12 protein-coding genes are annotated in these 19,187 nt (G+C 60.3%); 6 read left to right on the top strand and 6 right to left on the bottom strand.

Annotated elements, in window-relative coordinates; genetic code table 11:
• Nucleotides 1-63: 63 nt before the first annotated feature.
• The 5 genes from NAP1_RS09520 (at nucleotide 64) to NAP1_RS09500 (ending at nucleotide 7,534) form a co-directional block, all read left to right on the top strand.
• Nucleotides 64-1,056, top strand: coding sequence for a family 16 glycosylhydrolase (locus NAP1_RS09520; RefSeq protein ID WP_241761207.1), 993 nt, complete (start codon nucleotides 64-66; stop codon nucleotides 1,054-1,056).
• Nucleotides 1,057-1,080: 24 nt separating this feature from the next.
• Nucleotides 1,081-2,136, top strand: coding sequence for a LacI family DNA-binding transcriptional regulator (locus NAP1_RS09515; RefSeq protein WP_007165072.1), 1,056 nt, complete (start codon nucleotides 1,081-1,083; stop codon nucleotides 2,134-2,136).
• Nucleotides 2,133-3,332 (top strand): MFS transporter, encoded by a 1,200-nt coding sequence (locus NAP1_RS09510; RefSeq protein ID WP_007165071.1) that lies wholly within the window; start codon nucleotides 2,133-2,135, stop codon nucleotides 3,330-3,332. Before NAP1_RS09515 ends, NAP1_RS09510 begins: the two co-directional genes overlap by 4 nt.
• A gap of 255 nt (nucleotides 3,333-3,587) precedes the next feature.
• Complete coding sequence (locus tag NAP1_RS09505) at nucleotides 3,588-5,828, top strand: glycoside hydrolase family 3 protein (RefSeq protein WP_241761206.1); 2,241 nt, start codon at nucleotides 3,588-3,590, stop codon at nucleotides 5,826-5,828.
• Between the two features lie 122 nt (nucleotides 5,829-5,950).
• On the top strand, nucleotides 5,951-7,534 hold the full coding sequence (locus tag NAP1_RS09500; RefSeq protein ID WP_007165069.1) for a sodium/sugar symporter: 1,584 nt from the start codon (nucleotides 5,951-5,953) through the stop codon (nucleotides 7,532-7,534).
• Nucleotides 7,535-7,541: 7 nt separating this feature from the next.
• Here the strand turns inward: NAP1_RS09500 and NAP1_RS09495 are convergent, their stop codons facing one another.
• Complete coding sequence (locus tag NAP1_RS09495; protein ID WP_007165068.1) at nucleotides 7,542-9,053, bottom strand: tryptophan halogenase family protein; 1,512 nt, start codon at nucleotides 9,051-9,053, stop codon at nucleotides 7,542-7,544.
• A 17-nt stretch (nucleotides 9,054-9,070) separates the two neighbouring features.
• Nucleotides 9,071-9,766: a DUF6445 family protein gene (locus NAP1_RS09490; RefSeq protein WP_256364605.1), complete on the bottom strand. Its 696-nt coding sequence runs from the start codon at nucleotides 9,764-9,766 to the stop codon at nucleotides 9,071-9,073.
• Between the two features lie 392 nt (nucleotides 9,767-10,158).
• Here NAP1_RS09490 and NAP1_RS09485 point away from each other — a divergent pair, with 392 nt between their 5' ends.
• Nucleotides 10,159-12,933, top strand: coding sequence for a TonB-dependent receptor (locus NAP1_RS09485; protein ID WP_040464386.1), 2,775 nt, complete (start codon nucleotides 10,159-10,161; stop codon nucleotides 12,931-12,933).
• Between the two features lie 92 nt (nucleotides 12,934-13,025).
• Here NAP1_RS09485 and NAP1_RS09480 read toward each other — a convergent pair whose 3' ends face one another.
• From NAP1_RS09480 to NAP1_RS09465, 4 genes are read right to left on the bottom strand one after another with little or no spacing between them, the layout of a single operon-like run.
• Nucleotides 13,026-14,549 carry a tryptophan halogenase family protein gene (locus NAP1_RS09480; protein WP_007165065.1) on the bottom strand — a complete coding sequence of 508 codons (1,524 nt, stop codon included), beginning with the start codon at nucleotides 14,547-14,549 and terminating at the stop codon, nucleotides 13,026-13,028.
• Nucleotide 14,550: 1 nt separating this feature from the next.
• Nucleotides 14,551-15,579, bottom strand: a complete 1,029-nt coding sequence (locus tag NAP1_RS09475) for a LacI family DNA-binding transcriptional regulator (protein ID WP_007165064.1) — start codon at nucleotides 15,577-15,579, stop codon at nucleotides 14,551-14,553.
• A gap of 3 nt (nucleotides 15,580-15,582) precedes the next feature.
• On the bottom strand, nucleotides 15,583-17,238 hold the full coding sequence (locus NAP1_RS09470) for an alpha-amylase family glycosyl hydrolase (RefSeq protein WP_007165063.1): 1,656 nt from the start codon (nucleotides 17,236-17,238) through the stop codon (nucleotides 15,583-15,585).
• Nucleotides 17,235-18,998, bottom strand: coding sequence for an alpha-amylase family glycosyl hydrolase (locus NAP1_RS09465; RefSeq protein ID WP_007165062.1), 1,764 nt, complete (start codon nucleotides 18,996-18,998; stop codon nucleotides 17,235-17,237). The genes NAP1_RS09470 and NAP1_RS09465 overlap by 4 nt, the downstream gene beginning before the upstream one ends.
• Between the last annotated feature and the right edge of the window lie 189 nt (nucleotides 18,999-19,187).

The following is a 19,187-nucleotide window of genomic DNA, read 5'->3' as shown; positions in this document are numbered from 1 at the left end:
GGCAAAGTCCCCTCTTCTTGCTCGGGCTCCATGCACCTAGAGATCGTTGCGGGAGGGAATGACATGAAGCGAACCATGCAGATCGTAACGGCTTGCACGGCGGCGCTCGTGCTCTCAGCTTGCGCGGAGCCTGGCGTGGCCAAGAGCGATGTGTCCGAAACGACAGTCGCCCCGCTCGAAGGTGCGGGGTGGGAGCTGGTCTGGTCGGACGAATTCGACGGCGATAGCCTCGACCGCACGAACTGGACACCTGAGCAATCGTGCTGGGGCGGCGGCAACAATGAGCGCCAATGCTACACCGACCGGCCTGAGAACATCTCGGTTGAAGATGGAGTCCTGCTGCTGAAGGCGCGCAAGGAGACCTTCACCGGCCCAGACCGACCGCCTGAAATTGCCGCCGACCCCAATCCGCAGGTCACGCAGGAATACACTTCCGGCAAGGTCCGGACACGCGGTCTTCATGCATGGCGCTATGGACGGGTCGAGGTTCGAGCGAAGGTCCCGCCCGGACAAGGTATGTGGCCAGCGGTCTGGATGATGCCGGCGGATGACCATTATGGTGGATGGCCGCTTTCGGGTGAGATCGACATTCTCGAGGCGGTCAATATTGGCGCGCAGTGCGATGAGTGCGAGGGCGATGTCGGCGAAAACCGCACGGTCAGCGCGCTCCATTTCGGCGATCTTCCCCCGAACAACCGCTATGTCGACAGCAAGACCGCGCTGCCCGATCTTTCGCTGCCTTCGGACGAGTTTCATGTCTACTCGGTCGAATGGGGCGAGGGGATCATCCGCTTTCTTGTCAATGATCGCGTCCATGCGGTCTACACATCGGAAGACTGGGACACCGGTTCTGCCAAGGCGCAAGGCAACGCAAACGCTCCCTTCGATCAGCCAATGTATGTTATGGCCAACCTTGCAGTGGGCGGGCGCTGGCCTGAACGCGACAATGAAAAGGGGCTTGCACCTCAAAGCGTTCCGGCTCAATTCGAGATTGACTGGATCAGAGTTTACCAATGCAGAAGCGACCCAGGGACGGGGCGTGCCTGCATCAAATAGGCGAAGCTAAGGACGGGCATCGCAATGGGCAGAGGCCACAAATCGGTCACCATCCGCGAGGTTGCGGAGGATGCAGGCGTGTCCTTGCAAACGGTGAGCCGTGTCATAAACGATGGGCCGAACGTGCGCCCACAAATGCGCGACAAGGTGCAGGCCTCGATAGACCGGCTGGGCTATGTCCCGTCGCTTGCCGCCCAGCGGATGAGTGGTTCGCGCTCGTACATCATCCTTGCCATCAACGACCGCGAACGCACGCTCGCCGACTGGCGCGAGCGGCAAGGGACCGACTGGGTCGACCAGATGCTTCTGGGCGGAATCCTGACCTGTTCGAAGCATGGCTACAGGATGATGGTCGAACTGGTCGATACGCACGCCGACCATGTCGAGCGCGAGTTGGCCGCGACGATCGCGGCTTTGCAGCCGGACGGTGTAATCCTGACCCCGCCGCACTCGGAAAATCCGCTGATCACCACGCTTCTCGAAAAGCGCAGCGTGCCGTTCGCGCGGATTGGATCGAACCGCGAGGAACCCGGCATCCCGATGACGATGGGCGATGAAGGCGCGGCTTACACCTCGACCAGACGCCTGATCGAATTGGGGCACAAACGCATCGGCATCATCGCAGGTCCACGCGAATACAGCCTTTCGGGCTGGCGCGTTGCGGGCTGGGAACGCGCGATGGGTGAGCATGGCCTCGATATTCACGGCCTCAATGAGCGCGGCGACTTCAGTTACGAGTCCGGCACGCAGGCCGCGCGAGCCTTGCTCGACCGCAATCCCGATATCACCGCGATCATCGGCAGCAGTGACCAGATGACGCTTGCCGCTCTTGCAGTGGTGCGCGACCGCGGTATGCATGTGCCGCGCGACATGTCGCTCATTTCCTTCGACAATACGCCGATCGTCCGGTTCTCGCAGCCGCCTCTGACCGCTGTTGACCAGCCGATTGCAGAGACCGTTTCGCTGGCCGTCGAAAAGCTCATCACGCTCAAGGGTCAGCCTCACAAGGGCGGCGTCATCGATGTAAAGGCGTCGCTGGTGGAACGCGCCTCGACGGGCCCCGCTCCCAGATCAGTTTGAGCAATCCCGCATCCACTGCCGAGCGCCAGCCTCTCTGGTTCCTTGTCCTGTTCGCATTGGCGGCGGGCGGCGGTTCGATTGCCTATGTGCCGCTCCTGACCGTTCTCCTTCCATTGAAGATCACCGAGCTCACCGGGGCTGAAGACGTGCCCGCGCTCGCGCAGGTGACATTCTACGGCGCGTTGATGGCGAGCGCAGCGAACATCATCATCGGAATGCTGAGCGACCGGAGCGGCAGGCGCCTGCCATGGATCGTCGCGGGTCTTGCAGGATCGAGCATGCTCCTGATCGCGATCGATCGGGCCAGCAGCGTGAGTGAGCTGATCCTTTTCGTGATGCTGTGGCAGGTTGCGCTCAACATGATGCTCTCGCCGCTCTTCGCATGGGCGGGGGATTGTTTTCCCGATGAGCAGAAGGGCACTCTTGGCGGCGCGCTGTCGCTGGCTCCGGCGATGGGGGCGATTGCGGGGTCTTTGGTTACCTTCGAATTGCTTGTGCCCACAGGAATGCGGCTCGAAGTGGTGGCGTTGATGGTGATCGTGCTGATGGTGCCGGTCACTGTGCTCGGCCGAGACCGAGTTCGTCCGGAACTGATGCAGCCACGCGAGCAGACGACACAAACGGTAAGTAAAGCCAGCGATCGCTCAACCGTGGCGCGCATGTGGCTCGCGCGGTTCCTTATCCAGATTTCCGAGGCCGGATTGTTCGCCTTCCTGCTTTTCTGGCTGCGCTCGATTGTTGATGGCTTTCACGAGAATACCGCAGCAAATATCTTCAGCATCGTGCTTGTTGTCTCGGTCCCCCTTGCGCTTGTCGCCGGGCGGTGGTCGGACCGGGCAGGGCGACCCATTTTGCCGCTGAGCGTCTGTGCTGTTCTTGCTGCTCTAGGCCTTGGCACCATGGCAATCGCGGCCGGGCTTGAACTGGCAATCGCGGGTTATGTGGTGTTCGGGATCGGCGCCTCGATATTCCTCTCGCTTCACACAGCGCAAACGCTGCGAGTGCTTCCCCAACCGCAACATCGCGGGCGCGACATGGGAATTTTCAATCTCACCAACACCGTGCCGTCGATCGTGATGCCGTGGCTGACGCTAACGCTGGTGCCAAGTTTCGGATTTGCTGCACTTTTTGCGCTCTTTGCCGGATTTGCGCTGCTCGCAGCCATCTTGCTCGCGGCGCTGCATGTGCGCCGATAATCGCTGGATACTTGCATTTCGAAGGACGAGATGTAGTATCTTGATAACGTTCTCAACGAGCGCAGAATCATAGAGCCTTTGGGAGGGGCTTGCCTTAAAATGCGACTGAATTTTCGTCTGGCGTTGGTCAGCGCCGTCAGCCTTGGTGCCTTGTCTGCATGCGGCGAAGGCAGCCTTCAATCTGCGAGCAGCGCGCCCGTAGCTGCTACAGCGCCACAAGCTGCGTCTACCGCTTTAGATGACATGATCGCGGACATGGTTTCGCGCATGAGCCTTGAGCGCAAGGTCGCGCAGCTGATTCAGCCGCAGATCAACTCGTTCGATGCAGAAGAGATGCGCGAGTATCGCTGGGGCAGCTATCTCAATGGCGGCAATGGCGGCCCTTACGGCGACGAGTTTGCGCCAGCATCGGAATGGCTGCGCCTGGCAGACGAGATGTGGGATGCATCGACGCAGCCTCTTCCCGATGGCGAGCCTATCATCCCAACGATGTGGGGAACCGATGCGGTTCATGGCCACACCAATGTCGTTCAGGCGACAATTTTTCCCCACAACATCGCGCTTGGTGCGACAGGCGATCCGGACCTTGTCCGGCTGATCGGTGCTGCGACCGCTACCGAGATCGAGGTGACCGGGATCGACTGGAACTTCTCGCCGACCGTTGCGGTCGCGCGCGATGATCGCTGGGGTCGCACTTACGAAAGTTATTCCGAAGATCCTGAGCTGGTCGCTCAGATGGGCGCTGCTCTCGTAGAAGGTTTGCAGGGCAAGAAGGGCGCCGAGGATTACCTCGGCCGCGGCCGCGTTATCGCAACCGCCAAGCACTTCTTTGGCGATGGCGGCACCGATCAGGGTGTCGACCAGGGCGACGTCAACGGTGACATCGATGCGCTCAAATCGATCCATGCGGTTCCTTACCCCGTCGCGATCGAGGCCGGTGTCGAAACCATCATGGCAAGCTTCAACTCGATCAATGGCACCAAGATGCACGGCAACGAAGCTTTGCTCACGGGCGTGCTTCGCGGCGAAATGGGCTTTGAAGGACTGGTGGTCGGCGACTGGAATGGTCACGGACAAATCGCTGGCTGCACTGTTTCCGACTGCCCGCAGGCGCTCATGGCAGGGCTCGATATCTATATGGTGCCCGACGATGCTGTCGCATTGCATAGCTCACTGGTAGCCCAGGTTCGCGATGGCACCATTCCCGAAGCGCGCGTTGATGAGGCGGTCGCCCGCGTCCTTCGCATCAAGCAGCGTGCCGGACTGCTGGGTCCAGATGCTCAGCGTCCTTCGGCGCGGCCCAATGCCGGCGAATACGACAAGCTTGGCATGGCGCCGCACCGCGCGGTCGCTCGCGAAGCTGTCGCCAAGTCGCAGGTCATCCTCAAGAATGACGGCGTGCTGCCTTTGAAGCCGGGCGCAGACATTCTCGTGGCTGGTGTTGCCGCCGACAGCATCGCGCAGGCCGCTGGCGGCTGGACGCTCACCTGGCAAGGCGGGCGCGAACTGACCAATGATTACTTCCCGGGAGCGACCTCGATCTGGGCAGGGATCGAAGAGGCGGCGCAGGAAAGCGGCGGAAGCGCAACGCTTTCTGCAGACGGCACCTTTGAAGAACGTCCCGACATCGCGATCGTGGTCTTCGGCGAAGAACCCTATGCCGAGTTTGCAGGCGATCGAAAAAACCTGATCTTCGCCGATACCGAGGGTCTCGAACTGCTACGCAAATTCGAGGAGCAGGGCATTCCTACGGTGTCCGTATTCCTCTCCGGCCGTCCTATGTGGGTGAACCGCGAACTCAACGCATCCGACGCATTTGTTGCCTCGTGGCTTCCGGGCAGTGAAGGCGCGGGCGTTGCTGACATTCTGTTCGGCGCCAAAGCTGCGACGGGCAAGCTTTCCTTCAGCTGGCCTGCCAACTGCGAAGGCAATCCACTCAATGGACCCGATGGCGCCTTGTTTGCTCTTGGCTATGGTCGTTCGCTCGACGACACGGCGCCACTGGGTGACCTTGATGAAGGCTGCGGCTTCCTCGATGGGGCTCCGGCTGCGGACTGGTTCGTCAACGGTCGCCTGTCTGCCGGTATCAGCGCGAGTGCTGGCGGAATGGACCTGCCGAACCTGCGCGGCGAGGGCGGGGGCGTTGTCGCTCGCGGTATCGACCGCAACCGTCAGGAAGATGCACGCGAACTGACCTTCGGGCCGGATTCGAGCTTCACCGTCTCGGGCGAAGGCGAGGGCGCTTATATCATCACTTACAACCTGCCCGCCGCTCCCGCAGGCACTGTGACCATTGCAAGCGGCGAGCGGACCGAAGACGTCACGCGCCGTATGACGGTCGCAGCTGGCAAAGGCTGGCGTGAGATGGTGCTAACCGAGGCGTGCCTAGGCGAGTTTGGCGATGGTCTCACCATCGCCACGAACGCGCCGCTGCAATTCTCGATCGCGCAAATTTCGCGCAGCACTCTGCCAGAGGGCACGGAGTGTTCATTCTAGGGAATAGCTGAGGACATGTGCGCGAGCGTGGCTGGGAAAGACCGCGCCGCGTGCTAGTTCGCAGTCATGGGGAAATACGACGCGCCTGAAAGAACTCGCGCGCATTGGGGAGTGAAGCAGCGATGACGCTTGAGACTATCGATATCATTATCATCGCGGGCTATGCGCTCGCGCTTCTCGGCATCGCTCTGTATGTGAGCCGCGAGCCAAAGGGGCATAACAAGAACACCGAGGATTACTTCCTCGCTGGTCGTGCGCTCCCGTGGTGGGCGATCGGCGCATCGCTGATTGCATCGAACATCTCGGCCGAACAGATCATCGGCCAGTCAGGCGAAGGCTTTGCCATCGGGATCGCGATTGCTGCCTATGAATGGCAAGCGGCCATCGTCCTTCTGATCGTCGCCAAGTACTTCCTCCCGATCTTCCTCAAGCGTCGCATCTACACGATGCCGCAATTCCTCGAGCAGCGTTACGGCGCAGGCGTGAAGAACCTGATGAGCGTCTTCTGGGTCGCTCTTTACACCGCAGTGAACCTCACGGCGGTGCTTTGGCTTGGCGGTCTTGCGATCGACACGCTGACCGGCTGGGGCGTGATGCCAGCAATGATGGCGCTGGCCGGGTTTGCGGCGCTCTATTCGCTGTATGGCGGTCTGAAGGCTGTCGCGCTTACCGACATCATTCAGGTCGTTATCCTGATCATTGGCGGCTTTGCGATCACGTGGTTTGCGCTCGATGCGCTGCCTGCTGATGGGGCGGTCGCTGGCTTCAGTTATCTCATGCAGGAGATGCCTGGGCACTTCGAAATGATCCTCGACACTGACGATGTGGGCTACGACAAGCTGCCGGGTATCTGGACGCTTCTGGGCGGTCTGTGGGTGCTTCACTTCAGCTATTGGGGTTTCAACCAGTACATCATCCAGCGCGCGCTTGGCGCAGAGAACCTTGGCGAAGCGCAAAAGGGTCTCGCCTTTGCGGCATTCCTGAAACTCCTGGTGCCTTTCATCGTGGTCATTCCTGGCATCGCGGCGGTAATTCTGGCTCAACAAGGTCTGCTCAATGGCGATGCACTGAGCGAGGCATCGGACCGCACCTATGGCGAACTTATGGGCTTTGCACCGGCTGGCCTTCGCGGACTGGTCTTTGCAGCGCTGATTGCGGCGATCGTCTCGTCGCTTGCATCGATGATGAATTCGATCTCGACGATCTTCACGATGGACCTCTATCGCAGTTGGAAGCCTGACGAGGCGGAGACGCACTACGTCACCGTGGGCCGCATCGCTGCCTTCTGCGCGATGGTGATCGCGCTTGTACTGGCTCGGCCCTTCCTTGGCGGCTTCGAGAGCGCGTTCCAAACCGTTCAGGAATACACCGGCTATATTGCACCGGGTATCGTGATCGTCTTCCTGCTCGGTTTCTTCGACAAGCGCGCGAACACAGCTGGAGCGTTCACGGCGCTGATCGGGTCGGTTGCGCTCAACCTCGTGGTCAACGCGGTCTTCCCCGAACTGCCGTTCGTGGTCCGCATCTGGATTGTGTTCATGGTCGGCATCGTGGCGGCGATGGTAGTGTCGCGCGTCACGGCGCGACCCGACGAAGAGCGCACGGTCAATCTGTCGGACATCGCCTTTGCGACGAGTACGCTGTTCAACACGCTCGCCGCGATCACGGTGGCGATCCTCGTGGGGCTTTACATCTGGCTCTGGTAAGCCTGCGTCAGGCGGCTTCGGCCGCCGCGCAGTTCTGCTTCAGGTATTGCTCATGCGTGGGAAGAGTGCCCACTGCGCGTTCGATCAAAGTCCGCACATTGCCGAGGAATTCGGAAAGCTGAGCATCGCTCAGCCCGTTCGCCATCGCGTCGTGACTTTGCGGAGTGACGCCCTGACCCAGCATCACCTGCACCCAGCTTGCCTCGCGGAACAGATCGTCGGCATCGCGGCCAACGCGGCCTGAGGAGGCGAACAGCTCCTGTTTGTGCGTCAAGCTGTCCGGCACATCCATGTTCCTGCAGTAGCGCCAGAACTCAGAATCCTCGCGATTGGTCTGGTGGTAATGCAGGATCAGGAAGTCGCGGATCTGCTCGAACTCGGCCTCGCAGCGCCTGTTGTACTCGGCGCGCTCGACGTCGGAGCGGTTGCTGGCCGGGAACAGCTGAAGCAGGCGGCTGACATGCGACTGGATCAGGTGGATGCTGGTCGATTCCAGCGGCTCGAGGAATCCGCTCGATAGGCCAATCGCTGCGCAATTGTTCGACCAGAACTGCTCGCGCCGTCCGGTGGTGAAACGGATCGGTCGCGGATCGGCCAGCGGTTTTGTGTCGAGACCGGCCAGAAGCGTCTCTCCCGCTTCCTCATCTGAAATGAAGTCGCTGCAATAGACATGACCATTACCGGTGCGGTGTTGCAATGGAATGCGCCACTGCCAGCCAGCCGTCTTGGCGGTCGCGCGGGTGAAGGGCACTAGTGTTTCGAGCCGCTCACTCGGCACGGCCTGAGCGCTGTCGCAGGGAAGCCATTTGGACCAGTCCTGATAGCCGACGCCCAGTTCCTGACCGAGCAAGAGCGCTCGAAAGCCGGTGCAGTCGATGAAGAAGTCGCCTGCGATCTCTCGTCCGTTGTCGAGCGTGATCGAGGTAATGTCGCCGCTCTCACCATCGCGTGCAACCGATTGGACGATGCCTTCGGTGCGAGTGACGCCCTTCTGCTCCGAAAAGGCACGAAGATATGCCGCATAGAGGCTCGCGTCGAAGTGATAGGCATAGGCAAGACCTGTCATCGATGTGTTGCCGACACGGTCGAGCTTGCCGAACTTGGCGTGATTGGCGGCGAGCTGATGAAGCGAATAATGCCAGAGGCTGTGGCGCGACCCTGATGCCTCAGCGCGTTTCCAGTAATGGTGGAAAGGTACGCTGGCGAGGTTCATGCCGGCATCGCCGAAGGTATGCAGGTAGCGCGTACCTACATCGCCCCAGTCGACGAATTCGATACCGAGCTTGAAGGTGCCGTTCGTGCGCTTGACGAAGTCATGTTCGTCGAGGCCTAGAATCCTATTGAGGCGGATGATCTGCGGGATCGTCGCTTCGCCCACGCCGACCGTGCCGATGGCATCGGACTCCACCAACTCGATCGAAAGCGTGCGTCCCATGAGGCGTGAGAACGCGGCGGCGGTGATCCAGCCAGCCGTTCCGCCCCCAACAATGACGAGTTTCTGGACGTTTGTGTTGCTCATCGTGATCCCATTCGTGCCTATTCAATAGGCCGGAAGAAGGCGTTGATCGTCAAGCGGCCCTTCGCAGGATCGGGTGACAATTCCTGCGATCCGTCGATCAGCCCCGAATGCAACACGTTGCCGCGATAGAAGAACGCCTGGTTGAATGCCCCCTCGCATGTGTGCGTGCGCTCAAAATACGGTGCGCCGTCCGTTACGTATGCAGCGGGCGGCAGGCCGTTGGTGCGAACATCGTTCTCGAGCGCCTGACGGTAGCGCGGGAAATTTTCGTCAGTCAGCGCTTCGAGCCCAGTGGAACGTTGGCGAAAGAAGCCGGTCCCTCCGTGCGGCGTATCATGAAGGTAGAGCATCATCGCAAGCTGGCGCGGATTGGTGCCGTCGACATGCGGAAACCGCTGCATCGGTACAAGCTCGCTCGGCTTCGCTGTGACAAGCGAGAACCACGCCTGCATCTCCCAGCCATTGTCTGATGCACCGAACGCCTTGTCCAGCAAGGGTGACAGCTCTTTGAGCCATGCAAGCGAGACAGCGCGCGGCAGCTCGGAGCGCACTCCGGGATATTGCGGCGTGATCTTTGCAAATTTTTGCAAAGTTGCAGCGCGAATGACTTCTTCGGGCGATGCGAGCAGGTTCGATACCGACGCAAACACATGATTTTGCGTCGAAAAAGTCCCAATCTGTGTATCCGCGAGGGATAGTGTCCAGTCTTGCATGATGTGCGAAGCCGTTTTTCTCGATCCGAGTTGCCTATGAAGGCTAACAGAGCGTGCGAGTGAATCCAATCGGCCCGATTTAAAGCACTGATTAAAAGTACTAAAATATCAATTGTCCGTGATTGACGCTACATTCTGGGGGCCCCAGCCCCGTGTCGGCGCGGGCTCTGGCGCGCAAAAGTGTGACACCTCAGACACAATATGTTGATAGTTGGCGTCGGATTCCGAGCGAGAGGCGCAATACACAGTTCAAGATACTGAGATAATTAGAAAAAGTATGCCTCCACCCCTGCCACGCGACTTTCACGATTGGTGATTTACGCGGGCGAAATTTGTCGCTATGAAAAAAACTGCAAACACGCAAAGATCGTGATGCGTCGGGGAGATGATTAATGGGATTGAAGCGTTATTCCGCTAACACTCGTCTGCTGTGCAGTGCAGCAACGGGCTTGGCATTGGTTGCCACCGCTGCGCCAGCGGTCGCACAGGAAAACCAGGAAGAAACCGTTGCGGAAGGCGAGGACAACCAGATTGTCGTCACCGGTATCCGCAGCGCTATTCAGAACTCACTTGAAACGAAGCGCGAAGCGACATCCATCGTTGAGGTGATCTCGGCGGAAGACCTCGGGCAGTTGCCCGACCTTTCGATCGCGGATTCGCTCGCACGCCTTCCGGGCGTCACCGCACAGCGTGTTCGTGGTCGCTCGCAGCAGATTTCGATCCGCGGCCTCGGCCCGGATTTCAGCCTTGCGCTGCTCAACGGCCGTGAAGTCGTTTCGGCAGGCAACAATCGCGGGATTGAATTCGACCAGTTCCCGAGCGAGCTGATCGGTCAGGGTGTTGTCTACAAGACGGGCGATGCGCGCCTCGCTGCAATCGGCATCGCCGGTGCGGTCGACCTTCGCACCGTGCGTCCGCTCGACTTCAACGACACGCAGCTCAGCGTTTCGGCCACCTACGTCCTTAACGACAGCGGTTCGCGCAACCCGGACTTCCCGGATGACGGCTACCGCTTCTTCGGTTCGTATATTGACCAGAATGCCGACGGCACTCTTGGCTGGTCGCTGGGTGTCACCGTTCAGTCGAACCCGACCCACTTCATCAGCCGCGAACTCAAGACCAACCAGTTCCAGGTCGCGACCGATGAAAACGGCATCATCTATCCTGCCGACAACCCGCGTCAGGGTGCGGTGAGCCGCGAATTCGAGCGTACCTCGATCGCCGGTTCGCTCCAGTTCGAACCGAGCAGTGACTTTGCTCTCATGTTCGACGCGTTCTACACCGACACGCAGGACAACGGCATCTTCCGCGGCACCGAAACGCCGATCGCTTCGTGGAGCGGCGCGCAGTTCGACGGCGCAACCGGCAGCGGTCCGTTCGCCGACAGCGCGCAGTATTCGGCTGTCGTTCCAATCCTTCGCACCGACACCGAAGGCAATGACAGCGAGATCTTCGCTCTGGGCGCGAACGCAGATATCGGCGTGACCGACAATCTGAGCCTCATCCTCGACTACGGATTCTCGACCCTTGATCGCACGGATATCGATTACGAATCCTATGCCGGTACGGGCCCCGCACGTTCGGGCGCCCAGGACACGCTGAACTTTACGTTCCCGTCCAACGGCGAGTATTCGATCGACGGTCTCATCGACTACACCGATCCGTCGAACGTCCTGCTCACCGATCCGGGTGGCTGGGGCCAGGTCGGCTTCCTTCGTGAGCCTGTCATCAACGACGAACTTCACCAGCTGCGTGCTGAGCTCGCATACGAGTTCGACGGCGGTTTCCTCGACAGCATCATCGTGGGCTGGCTCCACACCGATCGCGAGAAGGACTTCGACAACAACGGCACGTTCCTGCGCGCCGGTGCCCCGTTCGTCGACAACGCCGCACCGATCCCGGCTGACCTGATCCGCGGTGCAACCGACACCGGCGATCTGGGCCAGAACATCATTGCCTACGATCCGTCGAGCCTGCTCACCGACGGCACTTATGTGCTCGAACGGGCAACCGACGACACCGAGTGGGTGGTGAATGAAGAGGTTCATAACTTCTACATCCAGGCGAACATCGACGGCATGCTCGGCAATGTTCCGGTTCGCGGTAATCTCGGGCTTCGCTATGCTGACACCGACCAGTCGTCGACCGGTACGATCGGCGGCGGGTTCACCAACACCGTTGCTGAAAGCTACGACGACTGGCTTCCAAGCCTGAATCTCAGCTTCGAAGTGGCTACCGACACGTTCATCCGTATCGCAGCAGCGAAGACGGTGACGCGTGCTCGTCTTGATCAGCTGGCTGCAAACCAGAACATCAACTTCAACCCGCTGAGCTGTGTCGACACCGACGAAGACCAGTTCCCGGACACTGTGATCGGCTTTGCTCCGCCGCAGCTGGTCTGCTTCAACCTGAGCGGGGGCAACCCGTTCCTCCAGCCGTATGAATCGCTCGCATTCGACGTCTCGTTCGAGAAGTACTTCTCACCGGGCAGCGCGATCATTGTCGCGGCGTTCCACAAGGACCTGTCCGACTGGATCATCGACTTCAACGAGCTGATTGACCTCACTCAGCCGATCGAGAACGCTGGGTTCGGCGGTATTCTGGACACCGCTCCTGAGCTTGCAACGGGTGTGTTCAGCGGTCCGGTCAACTTCGCTGACGGAACGATCACCGGCATCGAAGGAACGGTTCGCGTCGACTTCGGCGATGTCACGCCTGCACTCGAAGGCTTCGGCGGCTTCTTCAGCTACACCTATGCCGACGCAGAGATCGAAGATCAGGCCATGAACCTCCTGCCCATTCCGGGCTATTCGGAGCAGACCTGGTCGGGTGACATCTTCTACGAAAACAATGGCTGGCGTGCGAAACTCGCGGCTCGCTATCGCAGCGGCTTCCTGTCCGAAGTTCAGAACTTCGACGGATCGCTAAGCGGTGCGGACGCGCAAAGTGAGACCATTCTCGACGCGCAGATCGGGTACACCTTCCAGGAGGAAGCTGGTCCGCTCAAGGATCTCGGCATCCTGATTGAGGTGTTCAACCTCACCAACGAGCCATTCGTGACTCAGAACGATCTGTTCGGTGCAGGCGGCAATCAGGTGGGCACGTTCCCGAGCCGTCACGAAATATACGGTCGTACGTTCAACTTCACGATCCGTAAGAACTTTTAGAGCCTGAAGGGTCGCAACCTACAGGACACCGGGGAGGGCTCGCCGAGAGATCGGCGGGCCCTTTTTCTTGGCATTTCGGAAGAGAACTGCGCCTAGCTGGCGAGCGGGGAGGGGCAGTGACGAGCAAGGAAGTCGGCATGCGTCGGCATTTGCGCGACCGCTTCGCGCATGGCCTGCGAAATCATCTGCATGCGCTGCGCCACGGGAACGCCGTCGCGCATTTCGGTGATTGCAGGGGCACGGCGCGGCATGATGTCCTGACCCATATAGACCGCGATCCAGCTGGGATTGGCGAACAACTCGCGCTCATCGGCAACCAGCAGGCCGTAATTGCGGAAGTGGTCGATCTTGTATTGCAGGCTCTCCGGGATATCCATCGCCGAACAATAGCGCCACAACTCCGCATCATCGCGGGTCGTGGCCTTGTAGTGCAGGATCAGGAAGTCGCGGATGCGCGCATATTCATCGGCCGTCTGGCGGTTGTATTCGCGCGCGAGCAGCGGCGACATTTCGCTGTCCGGCAGCAGCGCGATGAGCCGCAGAATGCCGTACTGTATCAAATGCAGGCTGGTCGATTCCAGCGGCTCCATGAACCCGGCGGATAGCCCGATGGCGACGCAGTTCTTGTCCCAGAACTTCTTGCGGCGTCCGGTCACAAAGCGAAGCGTGCGCGGGTCTGCCTGCGCCTCGCCGTCAAGCGAGCCCATCAGCGTCTCGGTCGCTTCATCCTCGGAAATAAACTCGCTGCAATGGACATAGCCATTGCCCGTGCGATGCTGGAGCGGGATCCGCCACTGCCAGCCTGCCTCTTTCGCGGTCGAGCGGGTGTAGGGCGTGATCTCGGCCTGCTTGGCACAGGGGACGGCAACTGCTCGGTCGCAGGGGAGCCAGTGCTGCCAATTCTCGTAGCCTGCTTTGAGCGTGTCTTCGATCAGCAGTCCGCGAAAGCCGCTGCAATCGATGAACAACTCGCCTGAAACGCTCGTGCCCTTGTCGAGCGTGACGCTTTCGATGAAGCCATCCTCACCGCGCTGGATCACATCGGTGACGCGGCCCTCGATCCGCTTCACCCCGCGCGCTTCGGATACGCGGCGCAGGAACGCAGCGTAGAGACCCGCGTCGAAGTGGTAGGCGTAATCGAAAGTCGACTGGATTTTGCGACGGTCCGGTTCGGGCCGCGCAAACTTGCCCGCCTTGGCCATCGCCCAGCACATCGAAAACTCGTCAATCGGTCCCGCGATGCGGCCATCGAGGGCCTCGCGCATCCAGTAGTGGTAGAAGGGAACCTTATCGAATTCCGCACCGTACTGACCGAAGGGATGGAAGTAGCTGTGACCTTTGCGCGACCAGTCAACGAACTGAATGCCGAGCTTGTAGGAGCCTGCCGTTTCCTTGACGAAGGTCGCCTCGTCGATGCCGATGCGGGCATTAAACTGTCGGATAGGCGGGATTGTTGCTTCGCCAACGCCGACCGTGCCGATGGCCTCGCTTTCAATGAGAGTGATCGAGCACGATTTACCAACCGCATCGGACAAGGCCGCGGCCGTCATCCAACCGGCGCTTCCCCCGCCGACGATGACGATGCTTTTGAGTGGGGCGTATGCTTCCTCAGCCATGTCAGCCGCCGCAACTCTCCCGGATCAGGAGGCTCGTCTCAAGCCGCTCCGAGGCGGCTTGCGCACCTTGCGTGTCGATCAGCTTGGAAACCAGCATCCGGCCTGCAAGGTTGGTGTCCTGGTCGATGGTTGTAAGACGCGGAGTGACAAGCCGCGCAGCCGGAATGTTGTCGTAGCCGACGACCGAGACATCGCTGGGGACCGATCGGCCCGACTTGGTGAGCGCTCGGATCGCGCCGATGGCGATAAGGTCACTGGCTGCGAACACGGCGTCAAACTCAATCCCACGCTCGATAGCGGCGCGCGTGGTAGCTTCGCCCGAATGGACATCGAAGTGAGCTGGCAGGGCAAGGCTGTCGTCAAGCGGCACCCCAGCCTCAGTGTGAGCGATACGATAGCCGCGATGGCGCTGCTCTGCTTCGGGCGCTTCGGTGTCGCCAAGGAACAGCACGCGCTTTCGGCCAAGCCGCAACAGGTGTGAGGTTGCTCGCTTCCCGCCTGCGACATTGTCCGACCCGACGGTGCAATAGCGCGCATCGCCAAACTCCGCACCCCAGACAACGAAACGGTCATTGGTGTCGGACAAGGTGTTGAAGGCATGATGCAGCGAGCTCTGCCCGATGAAGATCATGCCGGTCGCACGGCTGGTGGTCATCGCGAACTCGAGGTCTTCAGCTGAGCGCGGGAAGACGTGGCTGATGACCAGGTCTGCGTTCCGCTCGCGCGCGGCCTCGGCGATCCCTGCGAGAAGCTCGAGGAAGAACGGGTCGGCAACCCGCGTCTCACGCGCTTGAGGGGCAGGGACGATGACGGCGATGGTGGCCTCTGCCCCCACCGGTCCATTGGGCATATTGGTGCGGAAATCGTAATCGTGCTCGCGCGCGATCTTCCAGATTTCCTGTTTGGTTCGGCGCTTGACCGCTGGGCTGTCGTTGAGAGCGCGGCTGACGGTCGAGATCGATACGCCCGCCTGGCGCGCAATATCTTCGAGGCGCGCGTTCTTCCTAGATTTCAGACCGGCCGAGCCCATCGTCTACTTTCCCCCGATAGCCGCCCAATATCCCGTTCGCGGCGCCATTGTCGTTAGCACGCCTTCGCGCGCTTCAGCCACCGCTTCGCTTGCGATAGTTGTGGCTGACTGGAAGCGCTGAGGGGGCGTCCAGTCGATTGCTGTATGGCCAAGATTGAAGGCGCAAAGCACCTCGCTTTCCACGCCATGACGGATGAAGGCGATAATGCCTTCGGGCGTGTCGAGCAACTCGCTTGACCCATTTACGAGCGCTGGATTGTCGCTGCGGACTGAGAGGAGCTTGCGCGTGTAGTTCAGCACTGCTCCGGGCTCTGCCGACTGGCGATCAATTGCGCGTGCGGCGTGATCGGGGTCGACCTTGAGCCAAGTGCGGTTAGCCTGCGAAAAGCCAGCCTGCGGCGCTTCGGCAGACCATGGCATGGGCGTGCGCGCACCATCGCGGCCCAGCGTGTGTGGCCAGTTGGTGATCGCTTCGGGGTCCTGAAGGTCGGCAAAGGCGACGTGGCCTTGGGGCAGACCCAGTTCTTCGCCCTGATAGATGATCGGATTGCCGCGCAGCGACAGAAGCAGGAGCATGCTCAGCCGAGCGATCTTTTCGAAATCGTCATCGCCCGCCCAGCGCGTGGTCGCGCGAGGCGCGTCGTGGTTCGAGAAAGCCCAGGAGGGCCAGCCTTCGCCCGGCGTCTGGTCCCAGTTCGAAAGCGAGCTTCGCACCCGCTCCGCTGTCAGGTCGGGCGCGTAGAGGAAGTCGAAATTGTAAGCAGAATCGAGCCGTTTTCCGCCATCGGTGAACGCCTTCATCTCTTCAAGCGGTTCAGGACCGCCCACTTCGGCCACGGTGAAGCGGCCGGGGAATTCGTCGATAGTTGCGCGAATGCGCTCGAGGAATGCCGGGATGTCCGCATGGCTCTGATTGAAACGCTTGATCTGCATGTCGAACGGCCGCGTAACCTGGCTCATCGGCACGCCAGAGGGCGGATTGTCGCGCAGCTCGGGATCGTGCATCGAGAAGTTGAGCGCATCGAGCCGGAAGCCATCGACTCCGCGATCGAGCCAGAACCGCGCGACGTCGAGCAGCGCGTTCTGCACGTCCGGGTTGTGGACATTGAGATCGGGCTGGCTGGTGAGGAAATTGTGCAGGTAATACTGCCGGCGTGGCCCGTCCCACTGCCACGAGGAACCACCGAACACCGACTGCCAGTTCGATGGCGGTGAGCCATCGGGCTTCGGGTCGGCCCAGACATACCAGTCCGCCTTGGGGTTATCGCGATCGCGGCGGCTTTCCTGGAACCAGGCGTGTTCGTCAGACGTGTGCGAATAGACCTGGTCGATGATCACCTTGAGCCCAAGCTCATGCGCCTTGGCGATCACTGCGTCGAAGTCTTCGAAGGTGCCGAAGCTCGGATCGATCCCGCAATAATCGGAAACATCGTAACCGAAATCCTTCATCGGCGAGGTGAAGAACGGCGAGATCCAGATGCCGTCGACGCCCAGCGAAGCGATGTAATCGAGTCCCTCGACCACACCGCGAAGGTCGCCGACCCCGTCGGCATTGGTGTCGCGGAAACTGCGCGGATAGATCTGGTATATGACGGCGCCGCGCCACCATTCGGCAGCGCTGGTCACCATTCGGCTGGTCATTTCGGTCATTTCACTCATTGAGAAGTCTCGGATACACGGGCGATGCACCACCCGTATGGCCTTAATTCGAGGGCAACGCTGCCCGGCGCCGAAACTTCGGCGGGGCACGAGCCACCAAGCGTTTCAAGCTTGCGCGCGGTATAGCCGATCGTGGATGCGACGCTCAACGCCTCGCTGCTGGTATTGAAGGCGAGCAGATATTCGTCGCCAGTCTCCGGATCGAAGCGCGAGAAGCTGATGAGGCCGGGGCCGGTGTCGTTGTAGGTTCGCGTGACCTGCTTGCCGCGCCGCAAGGCCGCGTGATTGGCGCGCACCTTTGCGAATTCGCGAACCAGCACGTAGAGCGGATGGGCTGTGTCGAAGTTCTCGTCCGCCGTCGTCGCATCGGTGCCGATAAGCGCGTTGTCATTGTAGCTGTCGGTCACACTGGGGAACATGTCCTCTCGCGCGGCCTGGTCGTTGCCATCGCCGACGAAGCCCTGCTCATCGCCGTAATAGATCACCGGATTGCCGCGCAGCGTCATCAGCATGGCGTGGCCAAGCTTTACCCGTGAGAGCAATTCGTCCTGCGAGATATCGGGATTGTCGGCTTTGATGAGGGTCGAGAAACGGCCCATATCATGATTGCCGAGGAAGGTCGGCATGGCCCGCGCCGCTTCCTCGCCGCCTTCGTAATTCACGTCGCCATCGAACATGTCGACGATGACAGTTGTGGGCGCGCCGCGACTGATCGCTTCCTGCATCGAGGCCTGGAACGCGAAGTCGAGCACGGCGGGAAAGCCGTCGCGACGGGTGAACTGGGCAAGATATCCGCTGTTGGGGCTTGCCGAATAGACCTCGCCGAAGATCAGGAAATTCGGAATGCCTTCGGCCTCAGCGGTCTCAAGCATGGCGGGCACGAAGGATTGCCAGAATTCGGGGTTCACGTGCTTGGCCGTGTCGATGCGGAAGCCGTCGATGCCGAAGCGGGTGATCCAGCTGGCGTAGATGTCGATCATCCCTTCGAGCACGCGCGGATGCTCGGTGTAGAGATCGTCGAGCCCGGCAAAATCGCCATAGCGGCTGCTCTCACCGCTGAAAGTCGTGCTGCCGCGGTTGTGATAGTAGATCGGATCGTTGAGCCAGGCGGGCACTTTTGCATCGCGCTCGGCCCCGGGCACGAACGGCACGTTGGCATAATCGGGCGAGGTCAGCTTGGCGAAGTTCTCCGCCGTCTGGACATCGTCGCCCAGGAAGCCCTCGTTGATCGGCTCGCTATCGACGCCGCCGCGGCGCGTGTAGGGATAGTCGGCGAGGCTGCGATAGTCGTAGCCTTCCGCGTATTGGATCACGTCGGCGGTGTGGTTGGTGATGATGTCCATATAGACCTTCATCCCTCGCGCATGCGCTGCGTCGACGAAGGCCTTGAATTCTTCATTGGTGCCGAAATGCGGATCTATGCTGGTGAAGTCGGTCACCCAGTAGCCGTGGTAGCCTGCGCTTTCCTGGCCTTCCGGGCCCTGCACCGGCTTGTTCTTGAAGATCGGCGCAAACCAGATCGCGGTCACGCCCATACCTTCAAGATAGTCGAGCCGCGCGGTCAGGCCGGCAAGATCGCCGCCGTGGTAAAAACCCTTGTGAGTCGGGTCGTAGCCATGATCGAGCGCGGTTCCGGTCAGACCGCCGCGATCGTTCGAAGCATCGCCATTGGCAAAACGATCCGGGAGGACGAAATACACAACTTCATCTTCAGGCAGGCGGTCTCGAAAACTCGATTCGCTTGCCGGTGCCTCGGTCATTGCCCAGGCACTGCCCGCGCTAAGCGACAAAGCTGCAAGGCATGACAGCCAGATTCGTTTGCTCATGAAGTCCTCCCAAACTCTGATTGCCACCAGAAGCGACAATTTGCAATTGTTTGTGAAAATTCGGACAGAGACAAGCGAGTGCTTGTTTAATTCGGTAAATCAATGGGATAGTGGGTATAGGCC

It is taken from the genome of Erythrobacter sp. NAP1 (assembly GCF_000152865.1).
GTDB lineage: Bacteria > Pseudomonadota > Alphaproteobacteria > Sphingomonadales > Sphingomonadaceae > Erythrobacter.
This window is presented reverse-complemented; position numbering and strand designations above follow the sequence as displayed.

Bases quoted from the DNA above. Each gene is read 5' to 3' on its own strand.
- NAP1_RS09520 (WP_241761207.1), top strand. From the start codon at position 64: ATGAAGCGAACCATGCAGATCGTAACGGCTTGCACGGCGGCGCTCGTG.
- NAP1_RS09515 (WP_007165072.1), top strand. From the start codon at position 1,081: ATGGGCAGAGGCCACAAATCGGTCACCATCCGCGAGGTTGCGGAGGAT.
- NAP1_RS09505 (WP_241761206.1), top strand. From the start codon at position 3,588: ATGGTTTCGCGCATGAGCCTTGAGCGCAAGGTCGCGCAGCTGATTCAG.
- NAP1_RS09500 (WP_007165069.1), top strand. From the start codon at position 5,951: ATGACGCTTGAGACTATCGATATCATTATCATCGCGGGCTATGCGCTC.
- NAP1_RS09495 (WP_007165068.1), bottom strand. From the start codon at position 9,053: ATGAGCAACACAAACGTCCAGAAACTCGTCATTGTTGGGGGCGGAACG.
- NAP1_RS09490 (WP_256364605.1), bottom strand. From the start codon at position 9,766: ATGCAAGACTGGACACTATCCCTCGCGGATACACAGATTGGGACTTTT.
- NAP1_RS09485 (WP_040464386.1), top strand. From the start codon at position 10,159: ATGGGATTGAAGCGTTATTCCGCTAACACTCGTCTGCTGTGCAGTGCA.
- NAP1_RS09480 (WP_007165065.1), bottom strand. From the start codon at position 14,549: ATGGCTGAGGAAGCATACGCCCCACTCAAAAGCATCGTCATCGTCGGC.
- NAP1_RS09475 (WP_007165064.1), bottom strand. From the start codon at position 15,579: ATGGGCTCGGCCGGTCTGAAATCTAGGAAGAACGCGCGCCTCGAAGAT.
- NAP1_RS09470 (WP_007165063.1), bottom strand. From the start codon at position 17,238: ATGAGTGAAATGACCGAAATGACCAGCCGAATGGTGACCAGCGCTGCC.
- NAP1_RS09465 (WP_007165062.1), bottom strand. From the start codon at position 18,998: ATGACCGAGGCACCGGCAAGCGAATCGAGTTTTCGAGACCGCCTGCCT.